Raw genomic sequence first — 14,783 nt, forward strand, 5'->3', positions numbered from 1 at the left:
ATACACCTTGCGCCAGATACAACAACGCCCCGAACCAAGCGGGGCGTCACACGAATAACAAACTGTGTGGCCAAAGGCCGTGCTTGGTTTGCGAGCTATCTCAGCCAAATTAATCATCAACTTAAACAAAAAAGCCGATGCTTAAACGCAAAACGCGCATTACAAGGAATGCGCGAAATCAAAGAACTCAATCTTTAACTTGGTTGCGGGAGCCGGATTTGAACCGACGACCTTCGGGTTATGAGCCCGACGAGCTACCAGGCTGCTCCATCCCGCGCCAACACATAAAATTGTTTTACTTCTACTTTTCAAAGAAGTGGTAACCGGATTTGAACCGACGACCTTCGGCACTTTACCAAATCAAGCGCCCGACCATCTATCGAGCAACTCCATTCTATACCGAAACATAAAATTGTTTTACTTCTACTTTTCAAAGAAGTGGTAACCGGATTTGAACCGACGACCTTCGGCACTTTACCAAATCAAGCGCCCGACCATCTATCGAGCAACTCCATTCTACACNGTGGGTAACCGGATTTGAACCGACGACCTTCGGCACTTTACCAAATCAAGCGCCCGACCATCTATCGAGCAACTCCATTCTACACCGAAACATAAAATTGTTTTACTTCTACTTTTCAAAGAAGTGACATCTTAAAAATGTCGTTTGAATGAGCGATGTATTGCCCATGCTTAGAGTCAATTGTACTGAAAAACGAAAGTCTCAGTCCGATTGCCTAAATATGCTGCGTATTATAAAGACAGTATGCCTAGATAGCAACCTTGATTTAGAACTATCTTCTGACGTTTCAGCTCGTTGCTGAGATGTAATCAGGTATTTTACTTTTCACATACAATACCCTGACGCCCAACTCATCGGTCCAGCTTCGTCCCCCTTCATTTTTTGTAACAAAAAAGAAATATTTGATCCATAATTGGGGACAATAAAATCACGAAAGAAAGGAAAACCAAATGAGAACGGTTATAAAATCAAGCAAATTGACAGCGCTGTCTATATTTAGCTTCGAAGCGTTTGCAGCGCAATGTGAGTCGGCAGGACCGCAAACACCGAGAGATATTGATAGTTTGCAGGGTCACAACAAACGGGTTTTTGCTATGGCGCCGCCAAAAGAAAAACTCAATCTATGTAACATCCATTTTCATAAAAATGCAGAACATAAAGCCAAAGACTTCTCTGTCGTTTCCAATGACCCAAAGTACGGCGGATTCCAATGTAATGCAACTGCAAGCCTCACCCCTGCGGAGCTTGCTCCTGTAGACGATAAAGTATGTAACAACGTAAAGCCCGGCGATACCATTGAAGTACACTGGGTTCATAGCTCTTGTGATGTAAAACCTGGCCCGACACTTGGCGCTTGCTTAAATGATAGCTGTGCCAACCCCGATCTACGCGTCGAAACTCAGGTGTTTTTAGTGGTTAATGATGAAAATGCACAAGACTTCACTGAGCTTGATTATCAAGGTCAAGTTGGCGGCTACCATCAAGCAGGTGCGCTACCAAGCAATACAGGCACACCAGTTGAGTTTTTAGGTTCAACTACAGGACCTAACTATAACAACCAACAGTGCTCACCTTTACAGGTAAGCTGGAGTGTACGCCCAAGCTGTGCCAAAGTTGATATAAATAGTCTCGCGCGTTGGTGTAAAGATAATGCTTTTGAAGAGGACCATGCGCATGGCATTCGTAAACTCGTGACGGATCCACAGTTACTTTCACCAATTACGCACTAAGTATCGTCTAAATAAACGTAGGCCAATGTTCCATGCAGGCCTACTACACTTTATTTTGTACATTGAGACATCAATTATTGCAATGTAAGAAAAATCTCACAAAAAAATATTAAAAAGTCTCGCATTTAAAAAAAGCAGCTATACTCAGACTTAGGCTATTTGTTTTTGAGCAAAGGATCCGCTCTTCATCAATTTGAAGAGGCGTCTATGAGCATTACTCCCTATCAATATCAACTTTTAACTCAAACGCTTGCGAGTATTCGTCCGAATTTCCATGGCTTTTGCACTTCTTGGTACAACCAAATTCAACATTACGATTTGCGCATGCAAATTCCAACAAATGTGGGACAACTCATAATCTGGGAGCATCAAATATTTGATTTTGTGCAAAATTGTGTGATGCGTATCCCACAGCAGTCAAACTTATTACATTATCTGCAAAAACAACGCGGTACGCTGTTATTTATGGGAACGTCAGAAAAAGATATCAGTGTCTTGTTATTTACCTTTACAGCAACGCTAAAAAGTCATCTTGGCAGGCATTTTACCACAGCAGCAAAAAACGCTTGGAACAAAGCACTGTTACTCATCGAAAATATGCTGCGCTTTGAATTATTCAAGAAAACGAATATCGTTGGTCTACAGGAGTTCAAAAGAGCGCAGCAACAAGCAAACTAACCTGAGCTGCTAAACGAAGTGACAACGGCGGCCACTAAACATCACTCTAAAATCAAAGTCATGCAGAGCATACAAAACCAAACTCTGCGTGACTTCTGGCTCTTAGCTATTTAGACTTTCACAAAATCTTTATATAGGAAGTGATAAAATGCTAAGAGCGATTGCCTTTGCGTCTACTATGGTCGTTTCACTTACCGCATGCGATATGCTGGAAGACTCTAAAGCCCAAATCGAGGCACAATATTTATCTGAACATCAAGAGCTACAACAAGTGGTTGAGCAGATCCGTGATAAAGGGATAGAGTCAGTGCAAGCATCAGCAGAAGCAGGTAGTGTTGCAGCTTGCGTTGCAAATAATCTAGATGCCGATCCGATGGGCGCGCTTATTGCAGTTGAAGGCGCATTGCAAGACAGTGCAAATTTAAGCGACCTACTCAACTCTATTTCTCGCCTAAGCCAACAGGAAATTTCCATCGAACAGTTTCCTGATTTGCTTCAGCAAGGTGCTGATACAGTTAGATATTTAAGAACTTTGCTCGAGCAGTATGATTTGGCAGAGCTAAAACAGCAAGCGAGCAACTTACTTGAGCGAGGCCAAACCAAAACACAAGACGTTGGTGCTCACCTGCGTACACTTATAGAATCTTGCCAAACTAACTGAGCAATTTAGCTAATTGTTACGTATAGAGTCTTATTCATTCATGACTGTTAAGAATACACATGAAAGTAGGACTCTATTTATTTGAAAACGACTGCCGCCTTAGTGATAATCCCGCACTTACAACGCTGGCGTCTCAAGTCGACTCACTTATCTGCATTTATCTACCCACTGTAAACCTATGGACGGCTCACAAAGCGCAGTGCTCACCTTCTTTTGCTGTTGAATGTTATCGCAATCAGACGCTCAATGCCTTACATCAATCACTAGCGTCACAACAGCAGAAGCTGTATCTGTTGCGTGACACCGCTCAGCTTAAAGCACTGACTGAGATTATTCATACACAGCAGGTAACTCATATTGGTCGCGCTGTTCATCCAGGATTCGATGAACAAAAGCTTTGGTTAAAATTACAAGATAATTTCCCACATATTCAATACATTAGTGCTTATTCAAACACCCTTTTTGAACCAGACTCACTACCAATCAGCGTCAGTGAACTACCACCGAGCTTTACGCCATTTCGCAAAGCTGTAGAGGAAATTGAACCTAAATTACCTATTGCAACCCCGCAGCTTCCACCAAGACCGAATCGGGTATCAGATTTAGCTGAATTTAAAGCAAACTCTTCATACAGTATCAAAGTAGCCGCCGGTGAAGCGCAAGCTCAGCAGCAACTACAACAATACTTCCAAACGGATGCGGCTCTTACATACAAAGAAACCCGAAACGCCTTGTTCGGTGAGCATTTTTCCACTCGGTTTAGTCCAATACTTGCCTATGGCGCTATCAGTCCTAGACAGATCAAGCAAGCACTTACTCAATTTGAGCAGCAAAGAGGCGCAAATGAATCAACCTATTGGATTTGGTTTGAACTGTTGTGGCGTGAGTACTTTCATTGGTATGCACTTAAACATCAACACACGCTATTTAGCTTTTCAGGCGTCAAAGCCAAAACACCAAAAACCAGTTTCTATCCAGAGCGCTTTTTAAAGTGGTGCCAAGGCCGAACGCCTAATGCACTGGTCAATGCCATTATGCACGAATTGACTAAAACCGGTTGGATTTCCAACAGGGCAAGACAAATAGCTGCGAGCTACTTTGTGAATGAGCTTCAGCTAGATTGGCGCTATGGCGCCGCTTTTTTTGAGCAACATCTTATCGATTACGACGTCGCGGCAAATTGGGGAAATTGGCAGTATATCGCGGGTGTTGGAGCTGATCCTCGTGGCGGTCGCCATTTCAATATCACAAAGCAACAAGCACTATTTGACCCAGATGGTGAATATATAAAATTATGGCAAGGAGAAGCCACTCCACAACTTGACAGCCAAGATCATGTTGGTTGGCCTTTGGAGGATAACTAATGGCACAACAAAAACCTCAATATAAAGGCCTCAGATTAATTCTTGGCGACCAACTCAATGCCAAACATAGTTGGTTTGCTGACGATAAAGCAGAGTATCTTTATCTGATAGCAGAACTCAAACAAGAGGCCGACTACACCAAACATCACATTCAAAAAGTGTGTGCTTTCTTCAAAGCCATGGCGAATTTTGCCGTCGCGCTGGATAAAGCTGGATTCCATGTGCTACATCTCACCCTCGATGAGACTCAGGACTATTCGGATCTCCCCGCTTTAATTTCGCATTTATGTGATAAATATCAGGTGTCGAGCTTTGACTATCAAAGACCGGATGAATATCGCTTACTGAAACAAATGATGGAATTAACACTCGACCAGTTACAGGTTCGTTGCTATGACACTGAGCATTTTTTAGTCCCCTATGAAGAGCTGGATGACTACTTAACGCCAGGAAAACACACTACAATGGAGTTTTTCTATCGCAAACTCAGGCGCCGCTTTAATGTATTAATGGACGACGGTGAGCCGCTTGGCAAGCAATGGAACTTCGACAGTCAAAATCGAAACAAGCTTAAGCAAAAAGATATCGACGCTATCCCACAACCGCTTTGCTTTGCCAACGATGTTAGTGACATTTTAAAGCGGATTGAACGGCATAACGTAAAGACCATTGGCAACAGCGAAGGATCATTGCTGTGGCCAGTTAACCGTGCGCAAGCTCAAGATCTTTTGGCTTTTTTCTGTGAACACCTATTGCCTTCATTCGGGCAATATCAAGATGCAATGACCTGTAAAAGTGATGATAAATGGACGCTGTATCACTCACGGCTCTCTTTTGCGCTCAATGCAAAAATGCTTCACCCTAAACACATTATCGACAGTGCTATCGCAGCATACCAAGACAACTCACAAATTGATATTGCGCAGATTGAGGGGTTTGTTAGGCAGATATTGGGCTGGAGAGAGTATATCCGAGCGGTTTATTGGCTCAATATGCCTGACTACCGCCATAAAAATTACTTGCTTGCTCAGCGTAATCTACCAAGCTATTTTTGGCATGGAAAAACGAAGATGCGTTGCCTCAGTGAAGCCATCACCCAAAGCCTAGATTACGCCTACGCCCACCATATTCAACGATTAATGGTCACGGGAAACTTTTGCCTGTTGACCGGAGTTCACCCAGATCAAGTGGATGAATGGTATTTAGGTATATACATCGACGCCATTGAATGGGTAGAAATGCCAAACACCAGAGGCATGACACAATTTGCTGATCACGGCATAGTAGCAACCAAACCCTACGCCGCAAGCGGTAACTACATGCAAAAAATGAGTGATTATTGTCAACATTGTCACTACGACGTCAAGCAAAAATCGAGTGATGATGCCTGCCCACTAAACAGCCTCTATTGGCATTTTATGCACCGCCATGAGGATAAGTTTGCCAATAACCACCGGATTGGCATGATCTATCGAAATTGGCAAAAACAAGATGAGAAAACACGGCAGGAAGTGCTCAAAAGGGCACAATGGTGCTTAGATAACATTGAGCAACTTTAGGCTACGCTCGGACGTAGCCTAAACATTAAAAGAGGCGCCAACGCCTTTTTTTGGTTTTTACTTTGTGAACCCAGTTCACTTCAATAGTGGTCACTGCTAGCACATCTCGAGACTGCTTTGAGATAAGCTCATAGCTCAAACTCTCATCAGAGCTAAAGTCTAACTCATATTTAAAAGTATCCGCTTTGGCCCAACACTGGAGGATCTTTTTCGACAAACTCTCTCGAATGCAATAGTCACCTTCAGTTGGTGCATTTACCGTTACTTTGACGTCCGCATAGCAAGTCCTCCCCTGGTTCAGGGCAACACACTTGCTCGGTACAGCATGAAGTATTCCCACTGAGTTAGTTTCTTCGGCGTGGAGCTGGTGGCTCAACATGATCCCAAGAAACAACACTATCCATGTGATTAATTTAGAATACATATTTCACCCCAGTAAAGAATACTCTGGCGTGGCGAGAGCGAACTAAGGGGCTATCTAACGTATCTTGAGAACCAACTAACCATGATGCGCCTGCGCTAAACACCCAATCTTCTGCAATTGGATAATTTAGTTGCATTTGTACGAACGCCGAGGCCGAAGCACCGGGTTTATAGGGAGTCAAATAGTCATTGACCTCATCCTCTGAAACACCATAGAAGTAATTATGAAAATTACTAGAATAATAATTAGCGCCAAAGTTAAGCCATAAATCCCAGTTCCTCAATTCAAAGTTACGTGTCGCTTCGAGGTGAAAAACCCAACCATTTGTGTCACCAAAAACATCGTAGACTATTTCAGCAACGGCAAGAAATTCACCGACATGGCGATAATAGGAAAAGCCTAAAGAATTATCTTGATCGCGTTTACGAATGCCTCTTAGCTCAGGTACCACATCGTCGGTATCGTAGTAACCACGTTCAGAAAAAGGCAACATATAACTGCCATAAATGGCATCAATTCCCCATTCACCATTGTTGATAATTTGGTAACCAATATCCGAGCCACCAAAAAAATCTCCTGAGTGGGTATTCAAGTAAAAACTTTTATATTCTATTTTTGCATCGACTAGAAAAGTACCATGTTTGAATGTCGAGTCCGTGCCAATCAAAGCTGGCATTGTCATATCAACGTAAAAGGCACCAACACTCAGCTGCCAAGCAAACTCGTCATCAAGTTCGTCACTTTGTTCTTCGCAAATTCCATAAAACGGTAACAATAAACTGATTATTATAAGTAGTTTTTTCATAGTTCCATTCGTTTAGCGCAGGTGTGCCTAAATTCTCCCCGAGATCATACCTGACCCATTTGTGACCAACAAGCATCTTCTCTAATTTTTAACCCGAACATAATTTAACTTTATTTTAATAAATATTTCACATAAATTATTTTAAATAGCGCACTTTGCTTTAAGCATAAAAATTCGCGTTCACATAAATTAAAATCAATAGAGGCAATTCATGAAAAAATATTTACTCCCTTTGGCGCTAGTAGTCGCTGCTGGTCAAAGCCATGCATTTAGTCAAGAAACACATAAGCGTATCGTAATCGACGCTGTGAACTACATGGCGCAAAACCCGACAACAACACAATATGCAAAGCTACAAGCCTACGCACAAGCTAACGGTATGTCTGTATCTGCGCTTGCCAACTTACTAGGTCAAGCAGCTTATGACGTCGATGATTTTGAAGATACGTTTTTTTGTGGTGCCATTACGGGTGACTGTGTACAGGCACCTCTTTGGGGTGCAGCTGAAAGTATCGTGAAATACACCAGCTACTGGCACTTCCAAAACCATACTCAAGGAGCTGATACTCACGGCAATGACTTCGGTGGTTATAACTATCAAAAGTTAACCGTGTGGGGCTCTGTTGATACGATGGCGGCGACTTGGCTAAAAGGCGATTATTTAGACGATGGTCATGGCGGCGAAACTGGATGGTTTAGTGCTGATGACACTGAATACGATAGTTATGGGATAACAGAAAAGCACTATCGTATTGATAGTCACTCAACGTACAGCATGTATGATGACTTTGAGGAAATGCCTTTTCAACCGATTGACAACTTAGGTCAGTATTGGTACCAAAGTTACGTGCAAAGCGGGAACCCACAAGTACTCGGTTTTGTATTTCACACCACGGATTTACTTCAACCACACCATACTTGGACAACATCAGATCTGAATCATGCTGGCTGGGAGTCTTGGGTGAAAGACTATTATGATCAAGAATCATTAAATGACTTTACTTTGGTCAAGCAAGCAATGAATAGTTTTAGTGCAGTTGATACTAACTCAACAGACATCCGCCCACTACTAACGCAAGGCGGCGCTTTCTCCTACTCACAAGGTGGTATCGTATTGAACTCTGAGGATCATTACGACCGCGTAAATACAGGAAAACAAGTGATCCCACATGCGATAGCTATGGTTGTCCACTTACTCAATCACGCGATGGACGTGAGATAATGCGATTTGTTTTACTTCTCTTGGTAAGCAGTTTTTGCTTACCAAGCTTTGCCTCACCAAGTATACCTAAAGCCCTGACGACTTTGGTTCATCAACTCTACCTAGAGCAAGGCCGAACGCTATCTAAAAAGCAAACTACGGCGCAGTTACTTGAAAATCAATTCTTATTATTCCAAGCGAAGCAACTTAACCCAAGTATTTTGGAGCGCCAATCTAACGTTGGTTTCAGCACCGAATATCACGTCGATAAGTTTCTCGCAAGCTCACTCTTACATTGGTTCCCGGCACTTTCTCAGCTTGAAAAAAAACACTACCCTTTGGTATTTGATAAGGATCAGATGCTGTCTTTACTAGGACAGTACCCCGCTGATGGGCAATACCCTGCTGAGCAATTACTCAAATGGCAACAGCTGCAACTAACAAAATCAGCGCCACTGACACTTGCTCAAGTATTACATAGCCAATCAATGCAAAACCGCTTTAAACTTCACCAGGGAGAACTCGCGTTACTGCAAGCTATTGTCAATCAACATCTCAATCAACAGGCGCTATTTACCGCCGCAAAGCCTTATGTTGCTAAGCAAGGTCTAACAATAGAACAGTTACGACAAGTGGTAACCGCAGAACTATTGAGGCCGAGCATGTTGGCCTTTCTTGGTGTTAAGGAAGAAATGCATGGTGCAACAAGCCAGTATGTTGATACCCTAAGAAATGAAATTCCAGAAAGTGCTATCGCGAAGTATTATGAGCGTCATAAGAAGCGGTTTAAATACATCAAGCAAGTCAGTGCGAGCGCAGCGAAATTTCCCGAACAAAAAGCCGCACAGCAATTTAATGATTATGCAAATGCACACTCATGGCAACAAGCCGTCGCTAAATATACCCCGATATTAATATGGCAGGCCCAACTCACTCCGCTGACGCGCCAAAGCATGCCGAAATGGGAAACACAGCTGGCGTTTAGTAATCAACAAGGCAAGATAACACCTAGTATTCGCACGCCAAGTGGCGAATGGCTGGTATTGTATAGTCAGTCACCGGTATATGATTACTACGATGTGAAAAGTGAAACAGTACGCTACCAAGCACTGCGGGCACTGACCCAAGAGTTTGCTCAGCACAAGTTCGAGCAAGATTATATGGCTTGGAAAGCGGCAAACAGCGGAGCGGTAATATGAAGTATTGGCAAGCATTGATTGTCATATTCCTTGGGGCAGTGATCGCTGTATTCACACTGCGTTTTGCCAGCATAGGTTGGCAAAACCCCACATATAATCCCCCCTCGCAGACAAAGCCCGAGCAGGAGAAAAGAACTGAAACGTTAATCAATACTTATGCTCCTATCAAACCAAATGCAGAGACCTCACCCAAAGCCGTTAAGCCAATCACGGATCCTGAATATCTGCCGCCAATAAACCAAGCAGAAAAGCAAATGGATGATTTTCAAGGGGATTTGTCGGATACCGAAGCTTACCAAGCGTATTTGGATCAAAAAGACGCCAAGCTAAAACAACAGTATATTGCGGCCGTCGATGATAAAGTAGCACAAATAGAAGTACTGCTAGCACGTGGGATTAAAGAGGGATTACCACAACAACAGTTACAAGAGGCAAGAGATAAAATCACGGCACTTAAAGACATGCAAAGTAAACTACGTACTGAATTGAGCGAACGTGATAACAAATAAAGTTAGGCAGTAGCTCCACTCGCCTAACCCCCTGCCAAAAACGAAAACAATTAACGTACCTGCAGCTGAACCTTGCCGCTAGCCACATTAGGGTTTTTCATCACCGCATTGAGGACTACATCTTGTTGACCTCCGTGATAATAGCTAATAATTTCTTCCAGCACCTTTTTGGGAGTACTTGGATTCATGGCAAGTGCTAAGTGCGTAGCAAAGTCTCGTTTTAGACTCAAATAAGTTAGCGTGTTTGGTGCCGTCGCGGGGTTTTGTGCAACCGCAAGATCTATCACATCGCCACTTTCAGGCAGATAAGAAACCAACGCTTCAAGTTGCTGAGCTGAAGTGTGGCTGTCTTTGGCTTGATTTAACACCAAAACATGTTGATTCATGTGTAATAGGATATAAATCGCAATGCTGACAACACCTCCCCAAAGCACTAAGTGTGTATATTTGATGCTTAGCACTAAGCCATCGACATGCATATCATGACGGGCAGCATGCATTTTCAAAAAGAAATAGCTAAAAATGGCACTAAATAGAAAAACCAAGAAGCTATAAATTAGCATCGCGTTTACACCAGTATCTTGCGAAAAGGGCGAAAATTGCACTTGGTGATGAAATTGTGCGGACATGTGAAACAACAAAGTATAAAATCCACCCGCGATGAGTAACGATAACCCACCTGATTTCAACAACAATACCAGCTTATCTTTTAGCTCCATTCTTCATCTCAACGCAATATTTTTCTTCTACCATACAAGTAACTCGCTAAAAACACTACTTAGATAAAAACTAAATACAATGATCGAGCCATTAAACAAAGATGCAATGAGAAAGTGCTGACTCGGATAACGATACCCCGTCACTTTAAATCCAAGCGCAAAAACCCCGAGTACAGCAAAGAATGGGGTAAATGTAAAAATAGTTTCTCCCACTACTAATCCAACAATAACGTCATGCAATGCGCCGCTCACGATAAAAGTAAACCAATAGCCAAGTTTTCCCCCCACTTTCGCTGTACATGGACGAAATACGAAGCGCGCCAAGTAATAACTCCAGATAGGATTCCAATAAACCCAGAAGCCATCGAAAGACTGAGCGCCGAAAGCGCGCCGTAACATGTTTCCTAGTGACTGACTATGACCCAGTGGTACACCATTTCGTCTTTTTACGTATTGTCTTAGTCCTAGTTTCATTTTCTGGGGGATAACAAGTGAGGCATAACTTTACTAATAACAAATGCTTTGTATTTAGGCAAAAAAAAGCCGCCTGACGGCGGCGAGTTGGAAATCAATAAATTAGATTGATATTACTTGCTTTCAAGCAAGTTGCCCGAGCCAATTTCTATTTTTCTTGGCTTCAGTGCTTCTGGGATCTCACGCTCGAGGTCAATAACCAGTAAGCCGTGCGCTAAGTCTGCGCCTAATACTTTGACATGATCACCAAGTTGGAATTTGCGCTCGAATCCGCGTTCGGCGATCCCTTGATGAATAAATTTACGCTCGTTGGCTTCTTCAGTCGCTTGCTTTTGTCCCTTTACGGTCAACGTATTGTTTTCTGATTCCAGTGTTAGCTCTTGCTCGGTAAACCCTGCAACAGCCATAGTAATTTGATACTTGTCTTTACCTAGCGCTTCAATGTTGTATGGTGGATAGCTAGGTTGTTTATCTGTTCTCGCAGCAGCATCCATCATAGAAGCTAAATGATCAAAACCGATAAATGAACGATATAATGGTGATAAATCTACTGTACGCATAATCTTGTATCCTCTTAAAGCTATACATAGGTGCTCACTCTTCAAAAAGAACCAATAAGCACTTTTAAAACAAATAGTTATTTAATTTATGAGGCCCTATCGGCGTCCTCATAAAGCTATTTATGGTCAGCAGATTTATTTTCAAGAAAATTCTTTTAAAAATTTTCAACTTTTTTAAAAAACCTATTTAAAACAGATAAGTATATTTTTTCTATCGCATGCAGGTCGCTGAGGGATAGATGTTCATTCACTTGATGAATTGAATCATTCTTTACCCCGCATTCGATCACTTGTGTTTTTCCGGTCGCAAAGAAGCGACCATCGGAGGTGCCGCCTGCCGTACTTAAACTCGGATATTGCCCCGTTGTTTCTTGGATTGCTTGTTCTACCAGCGTTAAGAAACAGTTTTCTTGCTTTGCGCCGGTATAAAACGACTCACAAGGCCGCTCCCAACTGATCGCTAACATGGCACCAGATTTAGCCAGCGACTCTTGGATATAGTGCACAACTTCTTGGCTCTTATAGGCATGGCTGTAACGAATATTAAAGGTGATTTCACACTCTGCTGGCACTAAATTATCCACGATATTTGGAACTGTGATCCCAGTAACTTGCAGCGTGGTTTGCGATCCCGCTTCGTCTTTCCACCAAGGTAAAAGCGCGAGTTGACTAACCAACTGGCCTGCGATGTGAGCTGCATTAATCGTTTGTTCTGGATAAGCCACATGCCCCGCTCTTCCTTTAACTTGAATACGCCCAGAAATCGCCCCACGACGACCATTTTTAACCGTATCTCCTACCACTTGGTGTGAAGTCGGTTCACCAACCAAACAAGCATCTAGCTCGATGCCATTTTCAGCTAATCGCTCTGCAATCAATTTAGAACCAAACTCCGCTTCACCTTCCTCGTCAGAAGTGAGCAACCAGTAAAAGCTTCCTCGTAATTTTTCACGATGCTGTAGTAATGTTTTGGTTGCAGCAAGCATTGCGGCAACGCCACCTTTCATATCCGCAGCACCACGTCCATACATCACGCCATCAATAACCTGCGCACTAAATGGTGGCACAATCCAGCCTTTATTATTTGCAGGCACGACATCCACATGACCAGAAAAAGCAAAGGTTGGTCCTTGAGAGAAGCGATAACTTGCAATTAAGTTTTTTACTCCCTGCACCTCAAACTGCTCAATAGTAAAGCCCAGCGCGGCGAGTTGCTCTGACATGAATGCGATAGTGCCTGCATCACAAGGCGTAACCGAAGGCGCTTGGATCAAACGCGTTAATATCTCTGTCGCGTATGAAGTACTGAGGTTTTGATACTGTGTTGCTAGTGACATAACTAAGAATGATTTGTAGGTGAAATCTAGCAATTATTTAAAGATGTAACTTTGACCACAGCATTGCAGTTTTAATGCAAATTAATGACATCGAGAAAACTTAATCTAAATCAAACTTTCAAAAATTTCTGAAATCTTACAATTTAAAAATTGATCTAGAACAGTTTTTCATTTTTTGAACCCTTTTAAGATGGCTTCATTGAAAACACACTGTTTCACAGTTTAAAAATGTCCTCACATAGGGTTAGGAGAAGAAAATGAAAACTTTAAGCGCTGCACTTTTATCTACTCTGCTAGTTGCTGCTCCCTTCGCACACGCAAATTTCAGTGTTAATGTTGGTGCTATTAACGTAAACCCTGACAATTCGGCTTCTGCAATTGATCAAGATAACTCTCTTGGTCTAGTTGCTGACTCAAATACTCAGCTAGGTATCACGCTTGACTACCACTACAGCGATAACATCGTATTTGAACTGGTTGCGGCAACACCATTTTCTCACACAGTTGACGGTGCTGGTGGCTTAGCAGGGGCTGAAATCGCTGACATTAAACACCTGCCACCAACATTACTTGCACAGTATCACTTCTTTGATGCAAGCGCTAAGTTTCGTCCATTTATCGGTGCAGGTCTGAACTACACAGTATTCTTCGATGAAGAGCCAAGTGCAGCACTGAAAGCAACACTAAAAACTAACGACGTAGAAGTTGATTTGGATAGCTCTTTTGGTATTGCATTACAAATTGGTTTTAACTACGACTTAAATGAAAAGTGGGGTCTGCATGGCATGATCTCTAAAATGGACATTAACACCGATGCAACTGTTTACGCTAACGGCGTAAAGGCACTAACATCTGACGTAGAGCTAGACCCTGTTGTAGCAATGTTCGGTGTGAAATATAAGTTCTAATACCTAAACCGTATAGAACACAGAATTACTGTTACTTTCTCAATCCCCAAGGCCACTGATGTGGCCTTTATAGTTTATAGATTACTGTTTTTCTTTGCCTCTAACATGGCTTTCCAATGCATAATCTCAGGAGATAAAATAGGTACCTCACCGTCAAACCCAGCCACTTCTAGCATTTCTTCGACCGCAACTACACCGCCCTTACGTTTGAATACCCCACGCACATATGCAATCGCGTGCAGTCCACGCTTAGAATGAAAGCGCTGTTCAATGTAAAAGTATTTGTGATCCCATCCCACCACCTTAGTGGTAATGGTAAATTTTTGCAGCGGCTTGATATCGCGAATATAAGTAATCGCCGTTGCGTTCACAATTGGAAACCAGCGGCGTTTCATCACAGCTGCAAATAACCCAACTCGCTCTGTCATCCAAGTGCGTGCTAAGTCCATAAATGCGAGGTATCGTGAATTAGTCAAGTGCATATTGATATCGCAATCGCTTGGCAGGGCGCGGTACTCAATATCTATCGGAGACAAAATGGAATCTGCTGTTTGTTTATTCTGTCTTATTCTCCAAAACAGCAGCAGTAAACGAAAATATAAATTCATAACAATGGTCTTACCAGTTAATAAT

At 42.5% G+C, this 14,783-nt stretch carries 16 protein-coding genes and 1 tRNA gene; 9 read left to right on the forward strand and 8 right to left on the reverse strand.

Annotated features, from left to right (window positions below):
* Positions 1-200: 200 nt before the first annotated feature.
* Positions 201-277: transfer RNA gene (locus tag NO992_RS10105), tRNA-Met, on the reverse strand.
* A 695-nt stretch (positions 278-972) separates the two neighbouring features.
* Here NO992_RS10105 and NO992_RS10110 point away from each other — a divergent pair.
* From NO992_RS10110 to NO992_RS10130, 5 genes are all read left to right on the forward strand, one after another.
* Entirely contained in the window at positions 973-1,752 is a 780-nt protein-coding gene (locus NO992_RS10110) for a delta-class carbonic anhydrase (RefSeq protein ID WP_371376658.1), read from the forward strand.
* A gap of 207 nt (positions 1,753-1,959) precedes the next feature.
* Positions 1,960-2,430, forward strand: coding sequence for a hypothetical protein (locus tag NO992_RS10115; protein ID WP_017217789.1), 471 nt, complete (start codon positions 1,960-1,962; stop codon positions 2,428-2,430).
* Between the two features lie 148 nt (positions 2,431-2,578).
* Complete coding sequence (locus NO992_RS10120) at positions 2,579-3,091, forward strand: hypothetical protein (protein ID WP_010370811.1); 513 nt, start codon at positions 2,579-2,581, stop codon at positions 3,089-3,091.
* Between the two features lie 59 nt (positions 3,092-3,150).
* A complete protein-coding gene (locus NO992_RS10125) occupies positions 3,151-4,455 on the forward strand; it encodes a DASH family cryptochrome (RefSeq protein ID WP_371376661.1) in 1,305 nt (434 codons plus the stop codon).
* Positions 4,455-6,014 (forward strand): cryptochrome/photolyase family protein, encoded by a 1,560-nt coding sequence (locus NO992_RS10130; RefSeq protein WP_371376664.1) that lies wholly within the window; start codon positions 4,455-4,457, stop codon positions 6,012-6,014. The genes NO992_RS10125 and NO992_RS10130 overlap by 1 nt, the downstream gene beginning before the upstream one ends.
* 25 nt (positions 6,015-6,039) lie before the next feature.
* Here the strand turns inward: NO992_RS10130 and NO992_RS10135 are convergent, their stop codons facing one another.
* A complete protein-coding gene (locus tag NO992_RS10135) occupies positions 6,040-6,438 on the reverse strand; it encodes a DUF3019 domain-containing protein (protein WP_010370801.1) in 399 nt (132 codons plus the stop codon).
* Entirely contained in the window at positions 6,428-7,243 is an 816-nt protein-coding gene (locus tag NO992_RS10140; RefSeq protein WP_045961893.1) for a MipA/OmpV family protein, read from the reverse strand. Before NO992_RS10140 ends, NO992_RS10135 begins: the two co-directional genes overlap by 11 nt.
* A gap of 211 nt (positions 7,244-7,454) precedes the next feature.
* On the opposite strand from NO992_RS10140, the gene NO992_RS10145 reads away from it, so the two are divergent.
* The 3 genes from NO992_RS10145 to NO992_RS10155 are packed head-to-tail and all read left to right on the forward strand — an operon-like array spanning position 7,455 to position 10,152.
* Positions 7,455-8,465: a phospholipase gene (locus NO992_RS10145; protein WP_010370794.1), complete on the forward strand. Its 1,011-nt coding sequence runs from the start codon at positions 7,455-7,457 to the stop codon at positions 8,463-8,465.
* Positions 8,465-9,643: a peptidyl-prolyl cis-trans isomerase gene (locus NO992_RS10150; RefSeq protein ID WP_371376668.1), complete on the forward strand. Its 1,179-nt coding sequence runs from the start codon at positions 8,465-8,467 to the stop codon at positions 9,641-9,643. Before NO992_RS10145 ends, NO992_RS10150 begins: the two co-directional genes overlap by 1 nt.
* Positions 9,640-10,152, forward strand: coding sequence for a hypothetical protein (locus tag NO992_RS10155; RefSeq protein WP_222242728.1), 513 nt, complete (start codon positions 9,640-9,642; stop codon positions 10,150-10,152). The genes NO992_RS10150 and NO992_RS10155 overlap by 4 nt, the downstream gene beginning before the upstream one ends.
* Positions 10,153-10,202: 50 nt before the next feature.
* On the opposite strand, the gene NO992_RS10160 is transcribed toward NO992_RS10155, so the two are convergent.
* From NO992_RS10160 to dapE, 4 genes are all read right to left on the reverse strand, one after another.
* Positions 10,203-10,871 carry a hypothetical protein gene (locus NO992_RS10160; protein ID WP_222242727.1) on the reverse strand — a complete coding sequence of 223 codons (669 nt, stop codon included), beginning with the start codon at positions 10,869-10,871 and terminating at the stop codon, positions 10,203-10,205.
* A 27-nt stretch (positions 10,872-10,898) separates the two neighbouring features.
* A complete protein-coding gene (locus NO992_RS10165; RefSeq protein ID WP_010370784.1) occupies positions 10,899-11,270 on the reverse strand; it encodes an acyltransferase in 372 nt (123 codons plus the stop codon).
* Positions 11,271-11,458: 188 nt separating this feature from the next.
* Entirely contained in the window at positions 11,459-11,905 is a 447-nt protein-coding gene (locus NO992_RS10170; RefSeq protein ID WP_010607857.1) for an Hsp20 family protein, read from the reverse strand.
* 155 nt (positions 11,906-12,060) lie between these two features.
* A complete protein-coding gene (gene dapE, locus NO992_RS10175) occupies positions 12,061-13,242 on the reverse strand; it encodes a succinyl-diaminopimelate desuccinylase (RefSeq protein WP_222242726.1) in 1,182 nt (393 codons plus the stop codon).
* Positions 13,243-13,499: 257 nt separating this feature from the next.
* On the opposite strand from dapE, the gene NO992_RS10180 reads away from it, so the two are divergent.
* Positions 13,500-14,150, forward strand: a complete 651-nt coding sequence (locus NO992_RS10180) for an OmpW family protein (RefSeq protein ID WP_010370776.1) — start codon at positions 13,500-13,502, stop codon at positions 14,148-14,150.
* 74 nt (positions 14,151-14,224) lie between these two features.
* Here NO992_RS10180 and NO992_RS10185 read toward each other — a convergent pair whose 3' ends face one another.
* Positions 14,225-14,758 carry an acyl-CoA thioesterase gene (locus tag NO992_RS10185; RefSeq protein ID WP_026345578.1) on the reverse strand — a complete coding sequence of 178 codons (534 nt, stop codon included), beginning with the start codon at positions 14,756-14,758 and terminating at the stop codon, positions 14,225-14,227.
* Positions 14,759-14,783: the final 25 nt, after the last annotated feature.

This window comes from Pseudoalteromonas sp. DY56-GL79, assembly GCF_041414765.1.
GTDB classification, from domain to species: domain Bacteria; phylum Pseudomonadota; class Gammaproteobacteria; order Enterobacterales; family Alteromonadaceae; genus Pseudoalteromonas; species Pseudoalteromonas piscicida.